Here is an 18,399-nt window from a genome sequence, read left to right on the forward strand (position 1 = left end):
TTACTCTCCTTTATAATTTCGCCAGCTAAAACCCCTTAGCTGGCGAAAGAATTTATTATTTACTGAATCCTTCAAGTCCTAATTGTTTACCTACTTTCACCATTTCATCACTCCAAATTTTTGCACTTTCGTTAGGTGATTTTTGTCCTAATAATACAGAAAGCAATGCACTTTCAGCTTCAGGTGACGGCATAATTACATAAGTTTGATTATAATGTTTTTGACTCATACCCTTATCAAAATAAACTTGTGAATCTGATAGTGTACCACTTAACTTATCGTTGCTTATGTTCTTCCAAACTGATGTACAACCTTTTTTCTCTAAATCATATTTAATAGCTTCTTCTGATGCCATATATTTCACAAAATCCTTAGCAGTATCTATTTCTTTACTCTTATTTGAAATATACACTCCACCAGGACCAGCTGCAGCTAAATAACTCTTTCCATCCTTTGTTGGAGCAGCAAACATACCAATATTATCCTTTGCCTTAGGTTCTGTTTTTGCATACTCTGGATCTGCCCAGTCACCCATATACATCATAGCTGCTTTCCCTGATCCAATTTCCTTTTGTGCCATTTCGTAGCTAGTTGTTGATAAATCTTTATTTAAATATCCTTTATCAACCCATCCTTTCATTCTTTCAAATAAGTTTACAAACTCTGGAACCTCATCCCATCTTATTTCATTTTTATTTAATTTATCAAGTATATCTGGATTCTTAGCTAATATATTTGGCCATTCTGCATTCATTATTTGATTTACAGTCCATCCGTCTTTCATTGATATCATTAAAGGCGTAATCCCTTTAGCTTTTAACGTTTCGCATACAGCTTCGAATTCATCAAATGTTTTTGGAATTTCTATGTTATTATTCTTAAATATCTCTTTGTTATAAACTATTCCAAAAGAATTAACTCCGCCATTTGGGAAACAGTAAATTTTATTATCTACTGTAACAAACTCTTTACCTAAATCACTTAAATTGTTAACCCACTCTTCTCCTGATAAATCAACTAAATTTTCAGCATGTTTGTACTTATCTGATTGGGTTCCAGTATCCCCTATAAATAAGTCCCACATACCTCCAGATGCCATTTTTGTAAGCATTAATTGTTCAAATTGATTATCATCAACAGCTTGTATTTCTAATTTATTTCCTGTTTTCTCTTCCCACTTTTCTTTATGATATTCTATGTTTGAAACTTCAACTTGAGTTGCTTTCATCCCAATTGTTATGGTCTTTCCTCCCTTTGAAACATCGTTTGATGCGGTCTCACTTCCACCACCACAAGATACCATTGATAATGATACTAGTCCTGCTGTAAGTGCTGTAATACCGTGTTTAAATATTTTTCTCATTTTAATACCCCCATTTGTATTTTCACATTTAATTGTTTACATTCTCATTATATTAATCTAATTAAGATTATTAAATGTAATTTTCTACTTATCTTGTATGTATTTTTTTTACATTCTTATTGATTTATATTACAAAGCATATTAAAATAATGTAGAAGTATAAAAATTCCATAAAATCAAATTATATAAAATTTAATTAGATATGTACTAATACTTCAAAACCCTTTAGAAAACGTTATCAAAAGGAGGCGTATTTTGCACAAACAAAATTTTAGATATAAATTATTTGTAAATATTACTGTAGTTGTAAGCATAATAATAATTTTAACATCGATGTTTTACTACTTTTCTACCATTGCAAATCTAAACAAATCAGAACAGCAAGGTTCTAAAATGGTATTAGAAAGTGTATCTAGTCAAATTGATCAGTTATATAACGAATTAGATACAGCTCTTAATTCATTAATTCATAATCCTCAGCTTAAGACAACCTTACAATCATTAAATAGTACTGACAATAAAATACCTGAAATTGAACAAATACATATGAAACAAATTATTGAAAATAATCTTAGAAGTATTTTATTCTTTCCTAATATTTCAAATGTACTTTTATTTAATGCTAAAAAGGATTATTTTTATTATTCAGGACATTATTTAAAAGATAATGATTATATTAAAAAAGAACTAAAAAAAAATGATTATTTATATAGTTTAAAAAATAATCACTCCTCCATTATGTTACCACCACACAGAAATCAATGGAATCCAAGTTCTTCTTCTGTAATCTCTATTTATAAAAATTTTAGTGGTAATACAATTACCAAAAATACCATAATTGAGGTACAAGCCTCATATAAATCACTTGAAAATATATGTAATCACGAAACATTTAAAAATAATAAAGAGATAGTAATTTTTGATAATAATTTTAATGTTATATATCCATTTAATAAAGATATTTCAGTTATTAAAAAAAACCTAATAGAAGATTTAAAATATAACTTAGAAAAAGGTAATGCAAACTATTCAACTAGTGATTATAGTTATTCTTCTACATATTCTGATTATACAAAACTTAATATAGTTCTACTGTCAAATAACGCTCATATTAAGGATCAAAAATTTCAATTCATTATTTCAACTATTATTTTTGTATCAGTAATACTTTTTACAACCCTTAGCATTATATTTTTTATTACTAAAAAGCTATCAAGCCCTTTGCAAGAATTAATAGATTATATAAATAAGATTAGTTTAGATAAAGATACTACGCTATGTATTAAAAACAATAATTTTGATGAATTTCAAGTAATAAATGAATCCTTTAATCAAATGGTAATAAAACTTAAATCTTCTATGGCATTAGCTTATGAATCTAAAATTAGTGAAGTAAATGCAAACTTCACAGCACTTCAAGCACAAATTAATCCACATTTTATATATAATACATTAAATGCTATAAGTGCCGCTAGTGAAATATATGGTAGCGAAGTTACAACTAAGATGTGTCAGGAATTATCCTTCATGATGCGTTATGTGACCTCTAATAATTATAATGTTAAATTAATAGATGAAATAAATCATGTAACTAATTATTTAGAACTTATGAAAATATCTAATGGAGATAACTTTAATTATAAAATAAATATTCCTATTGAGGCATATGATTTAATCATTCCAAAATTAACTATACAACCTCTTGTTGAAAATTGCTTTAAACATGCTTTTAAAGATTCTCTACCTCCCTGGCATATAGAATTAATTTGCAATGTCACAAAAGATGGTTTTCTTATATCTATAAAGGATAACGGAGGTGGATTTAAAAAATCTTCTTTAGATGATTTTAATAAATTTATAAAGGAATATAACTTAAATGAATCTAACAATATATATAAAGATTTAAAGATAGGTGGATTAGGACTTAAGAATATACATTCTCGTCTTTCTATTTTTTATAAAAATAATGTTGAACTTAAAATATTTAATACAGATATTGGATCTGAAATTATCATTAAGGGGATGAATGAAAATGATTAATATAGTTGTAGCAGAAGATCAACAATTAATATTAAAAGATATATGTAATAAAATATCAAAGTGCGGTGATAACATAAATATTATAGCTACTGCAATTAATGGACAAGATGGTTATGAAAAAATTATTAAATTTAAACCTGATATCGTCTTTACTGATATAAGTATGCCTATACTTAGTGGTATTGATATGATTAAAAAGGTAAAACAAGAAAATTTAGATACTAAATTCGTAATAATAAGTGGTTATAAAGACTTTGATTATGCTAGAGAAGCTATTACTACTGGTGTTGATGAATATTTACTAAAACCTATTTTAGTAGATGATATAAATACTATTTTACAAAATCTTAAAAATAAGATTTCCATGAGCCAAAATGACTATGAGAGACATATAGTAGAAGATTTAATTAACTCTACTGTAACAAATCATCCTACTATTAATATAAATTTTAATTATAAGAATTACTATGTTGTTATTTTTAATGCCGGTCCTTATGCAAGTTTTACAATTGATTATGCTACACCTTTTTGTCAAGCTTTTGATGATATTGATTTAATTAAGCTTTCAAGAAACTATATATATGCAGATGAAAAAGTTTTTCTTGTTAAAGGAAAATCTAGCAATGAAGCTATATGTATTTTTGCAACAAACAATACTGATATGAATTCCCTTAAAAAATTTGCTTCCTTTGTTATAGATTATTCTGAAAGTAAAGGTATAAATATGACAATTGGTATAAGTAGAGCAATTAAGCATATTGAAAATATAGGAATTAGAAGTCAAATAGTTAGAACCATCCTTAGAAAAAATATTATTTTTTCTAAATCCAATCTTTTAGATTGCTCTAAAATAGATATTCATATTCATAATCATAGATTTTTTCTTACCGATAATATAGAAAAAAGACTTAAAATTTTCCTGCAAAATAATCAAGAAGATGGATTCATTTACGAATGTAATAAGCTAATTACACAACTTAGTAAAGAAAATGCTACTCAGATGGAAATAGAGAAATGTTTTAAAAATATGATTAATAAATGTACCTTAGATTACTTAATTAGAAATAATCTATCAGATATAGAACTTAAAATAGATGAATGTATATCTATTTCTAGGAATTATACTGACTTATCTTCGAATTTAATTATAGTATTTAAAGAGTTAATTGATGAATATTCTAGAATTCATCATAAAAATAATTATATAGATGATATTGTAAAAGTCTCTCAAGATTATATAGAAAAACATGTTTCTGAAGATATTAATGTTAATGACATAGCCAATAAATTTTCCGTCTCCCCTACTTACTTTAGTCGTATTTTTAAAAAGCAGGTTGGGATTTCACCAATAGTTTATATCACAAATATTAGGATTAAAAATGCTTGTACTATATTAGAGAATAATGATTTTACTGTTAAAGAAGTTTCTGAACTCTGTGGCTATTCTGATCAATTTTATTTTAGTAAAACCTTTAAATCAATTGTAGGTATTCCACCAAGTGAATATAAACTTAAATTTTCTAAAGACTAGAAATTTACATATATTTATGTCATAAAAACACATTTTAAAATTGTATAGTTTCCTTTATTATCTTTATTAAGATACTTTTAATATAAAATTTTAAGGAGGCTACTATGAATATAAATGGACTTAAGTTTGATATTTCTTACGATGAATCAAAAGTAAATATAAATAAAACCTATAGAATTGATGATAGTGGTATCGAATATATCACTATAGATATTAATAATGATAAAGAAATCATTTTTCCAGAACTTACTATTAAACTATTTATACCAGCAATAGATATACATTATAAATGGAATCCAAAAATACATTTAAATAAGTCATTAAATCTAGATTGGTTTAATAACTTAAATACCTGTAATGCATTTACAGGTGCCCCTGTTGAATGTTTAATGTCTAATAGTAACGAAAATAGATTTACGTTTGCTTTGTCAGATACTCTAAATACAATTAAATTTCAATCTGTTATTTCTGAAGAAACAGCTGAATTTGAATATTCTATTAAGCTATTTGAAAATTGTGATACAAAGATAAAGAATTATTCATTAGATATACGAATTGATAGAAGAAAAATTCCTTACTTTAGCTCATTGTCTGATGTATCACTTTGGTGGGAAAGCTTAGAAAATAATACTCCTGCATATGTTCCTCCTCTTGCAAAGGAAGCAATGTATTCATCATGGTATAGTTTTCATCAAATTCTTGATGAACAAGAATTAATAAATCAATGTAAATTATCAAAAGACCTTGGATTAAAATCAATTATTATTGATGATGGCTGGCAAACAGATAATAATAATCGTGGATATGCTTATTGTGGAGATTGGCAATCTTCTTCTAAAATTAAGGAAATGAGAACTTTTACTGATAATGTACACAAAGAAGGTATGAATATACTTGTATGGTATAGTGTTCCATTCATTGGCAAATACTCGAAAGCCTTCGAAAGATTTAATGATATGATTATAGATCCTAAAAATAATCGTGATTGGTATGTTTTAGATCCTCGTTATAAAGAAGTACGTGATTATATTATAAATATTTATGAAACTGCACTTATAGATTGGGACTTAGATGGATTTAAGCTTGATTTTGTTGATGAGTTTGTCGTCACTCCATTTAGTGGAAAAGAAGACGATAACAGACGAGATTATTCATCAATAACTGAAGCCTCTGATAGACTTCTAAAAGACTGTATAAGTAGGTTAAAAAACATAAAACCAAATATAATGCTAGAATTTAGGCAAACATATAATGGACCAATGATGAGAACTTATGGAAATATATTTAGAGCTGTTGATTGTCCACTAGATGATTTAGAAAACCGTATTAGAATTACTGATATACGATTAATATCAGGAAATTCAGCTGTTCATTCAGATATGATAATGTGGAATTATAAAGATACAGTTGAAAGTGCTTCACTTCAATTAATAAATGTACTTTTTAGTGTTCCTCAAATTTCAATGCTTATTGATAAGATTCCTAAAAAACATTATACGATGTTAAAATTCTATCTAAATTTATGGAATGAATATCGTGATGCATTTATTAATGGTGATTTTATTCCTTTAAATCCTAATTGCAGATTTAACGTAATTAAAGGAATATTTAAAGATACATTTGTATGTTCTTATCATAGCAGTGAAATTATAGATATTGATACAATTTATAAAAACATGGTGTTTGTAAATGGTACTTCCTCAAATTGCTTGCACATAATGAATAAAGATACACCTATTAAAAAGAATTTAACTATTTATAATTGTACTGGAGATATTTTATTTAATGATTTAATAGATATAAAGATAGGTTACAATAATTTCTCACTTCCACCTTCTTCTGTTGCCGAATTTAAATAGTCTACTTTTAAATGTAAGTATAAATTAAGATTTCAGTTCTATTATAGAATATATTTTAATAAATTATGTAAATTTAATTCCTCAGAAATAATAATTTTTTGAGGAATTAAATATTTTTACCTTCTTTTTATTCTTTAATCCTATATTACTTCATTAAAACTAATCTACTATTTTCTCTTATATGATAAGGAATCATCATTTTGGGACTTTTCCCATATGTTAACACTTTCTTTACAAACCTTTACCATTTCAATCATTTCTTCTTCACTTATGACATAAAGTGGATTGAAATATATTACATTCCCTAAAGGTCTTAAGATTACACCTTTTTCAAGTGCAATCTTAAAAATCTCATAACCAATTCTCAGATCGCTACTAAAAAGTTCTTTTGTTTCTTTATCCTTTACTAACTCAATTGCGTTTATCATTCCAATATTTCTAATTTCCCCAACTAAAGAATGATCCCCTAGCTCTCTTCTTAATAGTTCATTTAGAAATTTTCCTTTTTGATTTACAGTTTCTAAGATAGGCTCTTCTTCAAAAATCTTTAATACCTCTAATGCTACTGAGCAACCTAGTGCATTCCCCGAATAAGTATGTGAATGTAAAAAAGCCTTATTTTCATTGTAGTCACCATAAAAAACATCATATATTTTATTAGATGTCATAACAATTGCCATAGGTAAATATCCAGCTGTTAAACCTTTTGAAATACACATTATATCTGGACTTATACCTGCATGTTCACAAGCAAACATTTTTCCTGTCCTACCAAATCCCACAGCTATTTCATCTGCTATTAAATTTATATCATATTTATCACATAATTCTCTTAACTTTTTTAAATAAGTAGGAGAGTATATCTTCATACCAGCTGCACCTTGAAGCATTGGTTCTATTATAATTGCTGATATTTCTTCATGCTTATCCTCTATTTCTTTCTGCATATCAATAAAGCACTCACTATTACAAGTGTCTCTATCTTTATTAAATGAGCATCTATAGCAATCTGGCCCATTAACTCTTATAGTGTCAAGCATAAGAGGTTTATATACTTTACTATATATGTCCAAATCACTCATTGATAATGCCCCTAAAGTTTCTCCATGATAAGCATCAGTTATTGCTACAAACCTTTTCTTTTTAATTTTTCCTAGCTGTTGATGATAGTGAAAACTCATTTTTAGAGCCGTTTCAACTGCCGCTGACCCATTATCTACAAAAAATAATTTCTCTAGTCTATCTGGTGTTATTTTCACTAATCTCTCTGATAGTTCTATTGCTGGTATATTAGAAAAATTTGCAAATATAACATGTTCTATTTTATTCACTTGATCATTTATTGCTTTATTTATTCTTTTATTAGAATGACCAAATAAATTACACCACCATGAGCTTATTGCATCTAGATATTTATTACCATCTATATCATAAAGGTATACACCTTCACCTTTTTCTATTACTATAGGTTTTAATGTTTCATAGTCTTTCATCTGTGAGCATGGATGCCATATATACTTTAAATCTTTTTCAACTAAATTCATTATATTTACCTCTCTTAAATAGTATCTCCCTTTACTTCTAAACCTAAATCCTTTATCATATCTCTATCTTTTTTAATATTACTGCCACATGTAGTAAGTAGATTTCCTGATATAGTTGCATTAGCTCCAGCTTTAAATGCCTTTTCTCCGTAGTTTTCTAAAAGATTTCTCCCTGCTGCAAGTCTTATATTAGCTGTAGGATTTATAAATCTAAATAATGATATAGTCTTTAATATCTCCTCTTCCTCTAATGGAACATTATCTTCTAGAGGCGTTCCTTTTATTTGCATTAAAGCATTAATTGGAATAGATACTATATCTAAATCTCTAAGTTCTATTGCCATATCTATTCTATCTTCTATTGTCTCTCCAAGCCCTATAATACCGCCTGAACAAACCTCTAAACCTATCTCTTTAGCAAAATTTATTGTATTAATTCTATCGTCAAAAGTATGTGTAGTACATATTTCTTTATAGTAATTTCTTGATGTTTCTATATTGTGATGATATCTTAAAACTCCAGCTTCTTTTAATTTTAATAATGAACCTTTATCTAATATTCCATGAGAAGCACAAAGCTTTATATTACATTCTTCATTTAATTTTTTATAATAACCTACAACCTCTTTAAATTCTTTTCCTTTCAATCCTTTTCCTGAAGTTACTATAGAGAATCTGTCTAAATGACCTTCCTCATTCTCCTTAGCACTCTTTTTTATTTCTTCATAAGATAATAATTTATACTCTTCTACTCCAGTATTAAAGTGAATTGATTGAGCACAATACTTACAGTTTTCTGTGCACTTTCCACTTTTACCATTGATAATAGAACAAAGATCAACTTTATTACCACATAGTTTTTCTCTTATACAATTGGCAGCTTTATAAAGCTCCTCAGGCTTCTCTAAATATAATTTTAAAGCATCATCTTTACTTACCTTATACCCATTTAAAACTTTTAATTTTATTTCATTTATAAAATCCATATTATCTATTTCTCCTTATTTTGCATCTGCATAACCTAGTCTTCTAAGGGTAGGTACAACTTTTGATCCAACTAATGAAATTATAAAGCTTAGTAATAAATCACTAGGTAAGCATGATATTGCTCCAACAGTAATAGCTGTCCATACACCCATAGCTTGTCCTAAGTAAAAATTATAAATAATAAACATATGAATTACTCCAAATAAATAAACTACAGACAATCCCATAATACATGCTATAAAAATTTTCTTTATATTTAACTCTTTCATATTTTCAGTTATCTTTCCAATTATAAATGCTCCTAATATAAATCCTATCAAGTATCCGAAAGTTGGTTGAAGTATGTATTGTGGTCCTCCACCTTTTGTAAATACTGGAATACCTATAAGTCCAATTCCTACATATAATATTTGTGCAAGAGCACCCTTCTTACTTCCAAGAATAATTGCACCTAATGCACAAAAGAAATACTGAAGTGTAAATGGAACTATAGGAAGTGGTATTCTAATAAATGCTCCTATAGCTGTAAGTGCTGCAAACATCGCAATAAGCGTTAAATCTCTTGTCTTTAAATTCATAAAATTCCCTCCAAATATATTTTGATTATCAAAGTATATTAAAATAATACCTTTTGTTTTTTATATTGTCAACCATATTTTTCTTAATTGGGTGACAATGAAATTGTACTATTTCCTTTCTATCACCTTTTAATACTTCGCCTCTCATTATTACATTTAATTTTAATTATGGTATAATTTTGATATAAGTTAAGCAATTTTATATTTATTTTGGGAGGATTATATGTTAAAAAAGAAATTATTCATATCATTACTAACTATAACCGTACTTTCATTATTCTATATCTTATTTGTGAAATCTAATATAACAAAAGAAAATATAGATTTGAAAAATCAAATTATTAAATCTATAGACTCATCTGCTTATTTAGACTTATCTAAAATTACGAAATTTGATTGGGATAATTTATTTGTTTTTAATCCTTATTCAAATCCAAGAGATATTTTAAAAGATGAAAAGGTTACTACTTATAATAAAAATTTTAATATAAGTCATGATGAAAATATTGTTATGCTTGGATTTATAAAAGATAATAAACTTGTAGAATTTATAAATCTTCCAAGAATGTATGGATATAAACTTACTTCAAATAGTAAATTTAAAAAAGATGATAGTATATTTAAAGTATTACCTGTGGATAAAACTTTATATCCTGATATAGACTGTAATACTATTGATCTTAATAATATTTAAACTAAAAAAAGATAATTAATTTAAATTAATTATCTTTTTAATATTTCATTATTAAAATCATCATAATATATATAATTTTCAACCATTATATTAGATTTTTATAATATAATTTTTTATATTGATTCAACTAAGTCACGTAAAAGTTCAAAATTATAATGAAGATAAAATGAAACTGCTAAATCATCCCTATCTAAATTATAAGCTATAAAATTCACTACTTTTCCTCTTGTATCATAATCTAAATTCATATCTACATTAAGTTCTATAACTTCTTCACTTGATAAATTTACAAGTTCTAATACATTTTTATCATTATCATTGTAGTACTTTATAGTAACGCTTAGACAATCTCCTTCTTTGCATTTCATTTCTTTTATTTGATCTGCAAGTTCTTCATTAAATCTACTATCCTTTATAAAATCATACTCTATATCATCTGAAAATGAACTATTATCATTTATTAAATAGCTATCATCATCAAGTTTTACAACACTTAGACTCTCATATGCTTTCTTCTCTATCTTATCCCTATATACCTTATTAAAATCTATAATATCCATTATTGTCCCCCCTATCTAAGTCTACATTACAATATATATATTATATCAATTTAATATAGTAATTGTAAAAATATTATCTTTAAGCCTCTATTTTTTTATTATATATCTTTTTAATCCTAATTCTGATATACTTAGTAATGCTAATTAATATAAGAAGAGGTGTTTAAAATTAAAAATAATTACAAAAATATAGAGAACAATTTTAAGACAGAAGAAGGCGTTACTTTTATAACAATATTAAAGAAAAATGGTGATGAACTTATTGCTAAAATAGATAGCTCAGACCTTGATAGTGTCAAATCTATTGGAACTTGGTTTGCCGAATGGAATAAAGATTTTAATAATTATCTAGTATTAAACATAAGTAATACTGAAAAAAATAAGAAGAATAAACCTTTAAAGCAAAGTTTACAAAGTATAATACTAAACGTTTCTAGCACTACTCCAATTAGACACATAAATGGAAATACTCTAGATAACAGAAGATGTAACTTAGAGATAGTTCAAAGAAATACAAAAAATGAATATGAAAAGATAGATGCTGATACATTTGCTATAAGTCTAAAGGATAAATACGGAAAAGAACAAGCAAAAGCATTAATCTCATCATCAGACTTACATACTGTAGTAAACGATGATTATAGCTGGGTCTACTATAGAAATAATAATGATATATGTGTTATAGCTAACACACCAGATGGAAGAATTCATTTAGATAGAATAATTATGAAGCCAAGTGATAGTGAAACTATTCACCATATAAACCTTAATCCTCTAGATAATAGAAGAAGTAATTTAGAAAAAGTAGAAATATAACATATTTAAAAAAGATGCATAGTTAATGCATCTTTTTTCATATATTATTATATAAATTTAAAATAAATCTTTTTGTATTACTCATTGATTTTTCTTAAGTATTTGATATACTTATATTATAGTAAACATTTACATAGACAACTTTTTTTGTAAATGCTAATAGTAAAATAAAATAGATTGAATTTTATATTAAGGAGTGATTTAAATGAATACAAAAGTAAATGATAATCAAGATAAAGTACTTTACTCACTAGCTAATGATGTTAACTTATTTTTATCATCAAATCCTGGTAAGTACTTCACATCCCATGAAATTGATGCAATGCTAAATTCAGTGTCTTATAGCCACTTAAAAGCTACTTTAATGCTAAATGATAGGATAGCTTCATCTGATCCATCTAAATACATTGATTCTATCTGTTCTTACCTTTCAAAGAAGAGAATAATTAAACACTCTAAAAAAATATGTCCATATGAACATAAAACTGCTGATGCATTTTCAAACTGTTGATGCATTTTAAATTTAATATAATCATAAAAAAAGCATACTTAGAATAGTTCTAAGTATGCTTCTTATATTTATCTTTTCTTTTTAACTCTAAGTCTTGCAGGTCCTCTACTCTTTTTACCTTTATATCTTGGTGAGTCATCCTTTGGTCTTTGATCTCGCTTTCCTCTTGGATCAGTATCTGCAAACTTTTCTCTATTTCCAGCTTTTCCTCTTCCCTTATTTTGAGAATTACTGTTTGATTTACCACTTCTTCTAGTGTCATTATCTTTGCCTTTAGAGTTATTTTTCTTCTTTCCTTTATAGCCTGAAGAATTTCCATGTCCAAAACCTCTAGTACTTGCAAGATATCTAGTTTCCTTTGATTGAATTAAACACTTTGGTCCATTTCCAATTAAATCTTCTCTTCCAGCTTTAACTAAAGCATCATAAACTAAGTTATAATTCTTAGGATTTTTAAATTGTAGAAGTGCTCTTTGCATAGCTTTTTCTTCTCTAGTTTTTGGAACATATACTTCCTTCATTGTTAATGGATCAAGCCCTGTATAGAACATTGTAGTTGACATTGTTCCTGGAGTTGGGTAGAAGTCTTGAACTTGTTCTGGCTGATACTTAGTATCTCTTAAGTATTCTGCAAGCTCTATAGCTTCTTTTAATCCACATCCTGGATGACTTGACATTAAGTATGGAATTAAGTATTGCTCTTTTCCAAGCTGTCTATTTATCTTAAAGAATTTTTCTCTAAATTTATCATAAGTCTTTCCTGATGGCTTACCCATATATTTTAGAGCCTCTGGTGCTACATGTTCTGGTGCAACTTTAAGCTGACCACTTACATGATGCTCTACTAACTCTCTAAAGAATGTATCATTCTTATCAGCCATTATATAATCATATCTAAGACCTGAACGAACGAATGCTTTCTTAACCTTAGGAAGTTTTCTTATCTTTCTAAGTAAATGTAAATATTCAGTATGGTCTACATCCATGTTCTTACATACACCTGGAGTTAAGCATTGTTTATTTTTACATGCACCTATAGTAAGTTGATGATTACATGCTGGTTTTCTAAAGTTTGCAGTAGGACCACCAACATCATGAATATATCCCTTGAAGTCTTTCATATTTGTTATTTCAACTGCTTCTTCAAGTATTGATTCTTCACTTCTACTTTGAACTGCTCTACCTTGATGGAATGTTATAGCACAGAAGTTACAGTTACCAAAACATCCTCTTGAGCTTACTATTGAGAACTTAACTTCTTCAATAGCTGCAATTCCACCATCTTTTTCATAAACAGGATGATAGCTTTTAGCATATGGAAGTGCATAAACTTCATCAAGTTCTTCTCTTGAAAGTGGCATTTCTGGTTTATTTACAACAACATATCTATTACCATGCTTTTGAATAAGTTGCTTTCCTCTTATAGGATCTTGTTCTTCGTATTGCTTTTTAAATGCTTCTGCATATTTTCTTTTATCTGATGACACTTCCTCACAAGATGGAAGCTCAACATAATCAGTATAAACTTCATCTAAAGATTCAACTGCATAACAAGTACCATTTACGTGTCTTACATATTTAGCTTCAAATCCATCATTTAAGCAATTTGCAACTTCAACCACTTGCTTTTCACTCATACCATACATAAGTAGATCTGCTCCACTATCTATAAGTATTGAATTTTTTACAGTATCACTCCAATAGTCATAATGAGCTAATCTTCTAAGACTTGCTTCAAGTCCTCCAATCATAAGATTTACATGCTTGTACGCTTCTCTAATTTTATTACAGTAAACAATAGTAGCTCTATCTGGTCTAGCTCCCATCTTTCCACCTGGAGTATATAAATCCTTATCTCTTCTTCTCTTACTAACAGAATAATGGTTAACCATAGGGTCCATGTTACCGCCATTTACTAAGAATCCAAGTCTTGGTCTACCAAGTTTTTTAAAATCATCAGTACTATGCCAATCTGGTTGAGCTATTATTCCTACCTTATATCCTGCATTTTCTAATACTCTAGAAATAATTGCAGTACCAAAACTATGATGGTCTATATATGCATCCCCTGTAACTATTATAAAGTCACATTGTTCCCAACCTCTATCTTCCATATCTTTTTTACTTATTGGTAAAAATCTATTATCTGTCATATTATCACCTTCTATCTATATTATTAACATAATTATTCATATTTAAGTCCAGCTTACTATTATAAATCATATTTCTCTATTATAATACTTTAATTTAATAAAAAAATAAAATTTTTTAATTTTTTTATTATTTTTGTTGGATATTGTAGTAATTAATACTTATAGATATTAAATTTAAACAAATTTCTATAATTATAAATTAAGATTAGCTTTCCCTATAAAAAAATAACTTCAGAGATTTTTTAACTCTCTGAAGCTATTTTAATTATATTTCTTCTAAAATTTTATCAAGTCCTATAAGTGCTGCACCAAGTGCTCCACATATTTGTGGTTCATCTGCTATAAATAATTTACTATTTAATTTTTCTTCTATAGCTTTAATTACTCCTTTATTTTTAGCAACTCCACCTGTCATCATATACTTTTCATGTCTTCCAACTCTTTCAACTAGTCCAACTGTTTTTGTAGCAATTGACTTATTAACTCCATGAATAATATCTTTTCTTTCTTTATTATCTGCAATTAAAGATACAACTTCTGATTCTGCAAATACTGAACAAACACTTGTTATTGTTAAATCTTCTTTATATGATAACCCTTCCTCTGACATCTTTTGTAAATCTATTTCTAATGTCTTTGCTATCATCTCTAAAAATCTGCCTGTTCCAGCTGCACATTTATCATTCATAACAAAACTCTTTACATTACCATTTTCATCAAGTCCTATAGCTTTGCTATCTTGTCCTCCAATATCAATTATAGTTCTAACTTCCGGATTAAAGAAATGTGCTCCTCTTCCATGACATGTTATTTCAGTTACATTCTCATCTACAAAAGGTATATTATATCTTCCATAACCCGTTCCAACTATAAGTGTCATATCATCTTTACTAAGTCCTGATTCTTTAAGGGCACACTCTAATGCCTTATTTGCAGAGTCCATGCTTTTTGCTCCAGTTTTTACTATTATACTACTTAAAATTTTCTTATTCTTATCTAAAATTATTACATTGGTAGAAGTTGATCCACTATCTATACCCATAACATATATTTTATCTTTATCTATTATTTTTTTCATTTTAATATTTCCTCCACTTAACTGCTCATTAAATGCTTCTATACGCGTTTTAATTTGTCCATTACTTTGATTTGTAAGATCAGTTTCAATCTTTAATACTGGAATCTCTCCCCTTTGAAGATTTATATATTCAAATGAATAGTGATCACAGAACTTAACTGTATGATATATTATCCCTTTAAGATTTGGATCTTCTGTTAATGCTCTTCTATTTGTAGTATCTTCCATTCTCATACAAGGAGTATATCCTAGTATTTCATTAGCATACCAGGCCATGGCTTCTTCTTTTTCATTAAAGTTTTTTACTTCTGTTAAATAATGCTCTCTAGAGCAAGTATGATTTACTAATTGATAATCTAAAGAATCTTCTACTTTATGTAGAAAATCTTTAGATGCTTTAGCACCAATAACTGCAATATATGGCTTCTCTGGACTTTTATTTGAATCTAAATATTTATAAAGTCCCTTATTGAATTTACTAACATCAAACTTTTCACCACTAAACTTTTCATATGCATCTATAAATTTTAGTATTTCATTTTTCAACATATTTTTAGCACAGCAATTATTTTTTCTTGGAAGATCCATCATATAAACAAATTTTATTGATGGTATTTTTTCTAATGTATCTTTAAGTCTTCTTATTGAATCACAACAATTAACTAAAAACACCTTATCAATTTTCTTTTCTGCTATGGTATCTAAAAGCGCCTTACTATATGAGCACATATTAGGATGAAGAAGAGTATCTGATTCATTGAATTGATCTATTTCACTATCTATAATTATTCCTTCTTCTGAAAATCCATCAAAAACTGCAAAAGGACTATATTTGCACATACAAGCTATCATCTTTTACTTCCTCCTCATTTCTATCAATCATTTCAAAGAAGGCTTCTAATCTTGTTTTATTTTGTCCTTCTTGACTATTTCTTCTATCTACTGCATCACCATCTATGCTAAGCATTGGAATATTATTTTTTTCAAGTAAATCCTTTAATATTAATGAACCACCACTTGATTGTTTGCATCCAAAATGGCAGAAATTAATAACTCCATCTGCATTAAGTTCTTTAGAAAGGTTTAATATATTATTAGCTCTTCTGCTATATGACCCATTAAATGAATTTAAGATTATTTTTTTAGCAATTGATCCATATGGATTATCAACATCTAATTTATGTAGATAGTCAGCATTCATATCTGATATAAGTAATTGATAATCTGCATTTGTATCTAAGAAACTCTTTATTGATTCACTGTAAAATGGTAATAAATGAACCCATAACAATCTCTTTTTCGCCTTTACATCTGGATATTTTTCTATATCTTTTGCTAAAAGTTTATAAAACTTAAGTGTATCTGCTCTTCCCATTCCTGGATGAGTTGTAAATACCTTAAACATCTCTGATGTTAATGTATTTGGGAAATACTTATTTTTTAAGCTTTCTAAATATCTTTTGTAGTAATCAATAGATTGATTTTCATTTAAGATAATCTCCTTTAATTTGCTTTCATCTAATTTTTTATGAGTATTATCTTCAATGAAAGTCACCATTTCTTTTAATTGTTCCTCAACATAATTTTCTGCATCTCTTGAGTATTCATAAGGAACATCTATTACAAACTTATCTATCTTATAAATATCTGCAAGACATCTAAATGTATTAACATTTCCATCACAAGCAGTTGAAGTTGTAATTGCAAATTTAGGTTTTTGGATTACATTACTCATAGCTGCCCCTAAAAATGTTTTATGATAAGAACAAAGACTATCAGCTACCCCAACACTTTCAGCTTTATCAATAAACATATCTTCACATCTTGTTCCTGATATATAAGATGAATACGCCTCTATAAGCTGTGGATGCATATCAAAAGCATGTAAAAACTCTGTTGGAGTAAATACATTTACAAAAGCTGTGTTCTCCGGGTCACGTAATGGTTCTAAAGTAAATTTCATACAAAGTTTAGCTAAATACCTAAGTGATTTCGGAAGATTTTTATCACCGAACAAGTTTAAATTTATGTATTCTAAATTATATCCTGCTTTAAGCATTTTTCTTACCTTATCTGGATTATCACTATTCTTTTTTAAAATATCACTATAAATTTTTATAAAGTCCATAATTTCTCCTTAATATATATTTTTTATTTTTATAAAACATTATCTATTATATATTAAATACATCTATTTCTTTTTACCATTTTGTGTACAATAATTTAACAAATTGATAAAGATAACAATTATTTTATAAATATACTTAGATATTAAAATATCTTATATAACTAAATTTAATAATTACTATAAAATTTATGTATTTCAAATAAATATCATAAAGTTGTATAGTATTCCAAAGGGTATAAATATTTGTGAAGGAGAACAAAGATGATTAATTCAGAAGATCTTATATTTAGAACATTTAGGAAGCTACCTCTCTTAAATATAAATGATTTTATTGAAGTGCAATCATTTAAGAAAGATAGAAAAATTCTTATAATAAAAAAAGAAAATTTTGTAGAAATTCATGAATTAGGCTTTAAAAAAGCTCTATATTTAAATATTAGCTTAGAAAAGCTTGAGGATCTTCTAGAAGAAATACGAATTAGAGAATTTCCTAAGTGTCAGCTTCTTAGATTTGATGTGCATCAAACTTAGTATATTTAGTACTAAAAAAAGAAAGA

The 18,399-nt window shown here is 27.1% G+C and carries 15 protein-coding genes; 7 read left to right on the forward strand and 8 right to left on the reverse strand.

Features of this window, described 5'->3' with window-relative positions; genetic code table 11:
• Nucleotides 1-55: 55 nt before the first annotated feature.
• Nucleotides 56-1,363 (reverse strand): ABC transporter substrate-binding protein, encoded by a 1,308-nt coding sequence (locus K5V21_RS02160; RefSeq protein ID WP_221858773.1) that lies wholly within the window; start codon nucleotides 1,361-1,363, stop codon nucleotides 56-58.
• Between the two features lie 255 nt (nucleotides 1,364-1,618).
• Here K5V21_RS02160 and K5V21_RS02165 point away from each other — a divergent pair, with 255 nt between their 5' ends.
• The 3 genes from K5V21_RS02165 (at nucleotide 1,619) to K5V21_RS02175 (ending at nucleotide 6,793) form a co-directional block, all read left to right on the forward strand.
• Complete coding sequence (locus tag K5V21_RS02165; RefSeq protein ID WP_221858775.1) at nucleotides 1,619-3,403, forward strand: sensor histidine kinase; 1,785 nt, start codon at nucleotides 1,619-1,621, stop codon at nucleotides 3,401-3,403.
• A complete protein-coding gene (locus K5V21_RS02170) occupies nucleotides 3,396-4,934 on the forward strand; it encodes an AraC family transcriptional regulator (RefSeq protein WP_221858777.1) in 1,539 nt (512 codons plus the stop codon). Before K5V21_RS02165 ends, K5V21_RS02170 begins: the two co-directional genes overlap by 8 nt.
• 104 nt (nucleotides 4,935-5,038) lie before the next feature.
• Complete coding sequence (locus tag K5V21_RS02175; protein ID WP_221858779.1) at nucleotides 5,039-6,793, forward strand: glycoside hydrolase family 36 protein; 1,755 nt, start codon at nucleotides 5,039-5,041, stop codon at nucleotides 6,791-6,793.
• 167 nt (nucleotides 6,794-6,960) lie between these two features.
• Here the strand turns inward: K5V21_RS02175 and bioA are convergent, their stop codons facing one another.
• The 3 genes from bioA to K5V21_RS02190 are packed head-to-tail and all read right to left on the reverse strand — an operon-like array spanning nucleotide 6,961 to nucleotide 9,902.
• Nucleotides 6,961-8,337 carry an adenosylmethionine--8-amino-7-oxononanoate transaminase gene (bioA, locus tag K5V21_RS02180; protein ID WP_221858781.1) on the reverse strand — a complete coding sequence of 459 codons (1,377 nt, stop codon included), beginning with the start codon at nucleotides 8,335-8,337 and terminating at the stop codon, nucleotides 6,961-6,963.
• A gap of 14 nt (nucleotides 8,338-8,351) precedes the next feature.
• Entirely contained in the window at nucleotides 8,352-9,323 is a 972-nt protein-coding gene (bioB, locus tag K5V21_RS02185) for a biotin synthase BioB (protein WP_221858783.1), read from the reverse strand.
• A 15-nt stretch (nucleotides 9,324-9,338) separates the two neighbouring features.
• The gene (locus K5V21_RS02190; RefSeq protein WP_221858785.1) at nucleotides 9,339-9,902 is read right to left on the reverse strand and encodes a biotin transporter BioY; all 564 of its coding nucleotides are present in this window, start codon (nucleotides 9,900-9,902) and stop codon (nucleotides 9,339-9,341) included.
• A 223-nt stretch (nucleotides 9,903-10,125) separates the two neighbouring features.
• On the opposite strand from K5V21_RS02190, the gene K5V21_RS02195 reads away from it, so the two are divergent.
• Nucleotides 10,126-10,596, forward strand: a complete 471-nt coding sequence (locus K5V21_RS02195; RefSeq protein WP_221858786.1) for a hypothetical protein — start codon at nucleotides 10,126-10,128, stop codon at nucleotides 10,594-10,596.
• Nucleotides 10,597-10,709: 113 nt separating this feature from the next.
• Here the strand turns inward: K5V21_RS02195 and K5V21_RS02200 are convergent, their stop codons facing one another.
• Nucleotides 10,710-11,156, reverse strand: coding sequence for a hypothetical protein (locus K5V21_RS02200; protein WP_221858787.1), 447 nt, complete (start codon nucleotides 11,154-11,156; stop codon nucleotides 10,710-10,712).
• Between the two features lie 189 nt (nucleotides 11,157-11,345).
• Here K5V21_RS02200 and K5V21_RS02205 point away from each other — a divergent pair, with 189 nt between their 5' ends.
• Complete coding sequence (locus tag K5V21_RS02205) at nucleotides 11,346-11,972, forward strand: hypothetical protein (RefSeq protein WP_221859164.1); 627 nt, start codon at nucleotides 11,346-11,348, stop codon at nucleotides 11,970-11,972.
• A gap of 205 nt (nucleotides 11,973-12,177) precedes the next feature.
• Nucleotides 12,178-12,483: a hypothetical protein gene (locus tag K5V21_RS02210; RefSeq protein WP_221858788.1), complete on the forward strand. Its 306-nt coding sequence runs from the start codon at nucleotides 12,178-12,180 to the stop codon at nucleotides 12,481-12,483.
• Between the two features lie 68 nt (nucleotides 12,484-12,551).
• Here the strand turns inward: K5V21_RS02210 and K5V21_RS02215 are convergent, their stop codons facing one another.
• The 3 genes from K5V21_RS02215 to K5V21_RS02225 form a co-directional block, all read right to left on the reverse strand.
• Entirely contained in the window at nucleotides 12,552-14,636 is a 2,085-nt protein-coding gene (locus tag K5V21_RS02215) for a YgiQ family radical SAM protein (RefSeq protein ID WP_221858789.1), read from the reverse strand.
• A gap of 265 nt (nucleotides 14,637-14,901) precedes the next feature.
• On the reverse strand, nucleotides 14,902-16,566 hold the full coding sequence (locus K5V21_RS02220; RefSeq protein ID WP_221858790.1) for an acyl-CoA dehydratase activase: 1,665 nt from the start codon (nucleotides 16,564-16,566) through the stop codon (nucleotides 14,902-14,904).
• Nucleotides 16,541-17,842, reverse strand: a complete 1,302-nt coding sequence (locus K5V21_RS02225) for a 2-hydroxyacyl-CoA dehydratase subunit D (RefSeq protein WP_221858791.1) — start codon at nucleotides 17,840-17,842, stop codon at nucleotides 16,541-16,543. Before K5V21_RS02225 ends, K5V21_RS02220 begins: the two co-directional genes overlap by 26 nt.
• A gap of 261 nt (nucleotides 17,843-18,103) precedes the next feature.
• Between K5V21_RS02225 and K5V21_RS02230 the strand changes: the two genes are divergently transcribed.
• On the forward strand, nucleotides 18,104-18,373 hold the full coding sequence (locus K5V21_RS02230) for a hypothetical protein (protein ID WP_221858793.1): 270 nt from the start codon (nucleotides 18,104-18,106) through the stop codon (nucleotides 18,371-18,373).
• Nucleotides 18,374-18,399 lie beyond the last annotated feature (26 nt).

This window comes from Clostridium sardiniense, from assembly GCF_019753795.1.
In the GTDB taxonomy this organism is placed as follows: domain Bacteria; phylum Bacillota; class Clostridia; order Clostridiales; family Clostridiaceae; genus Clostridium; species Clostridium sardiniense.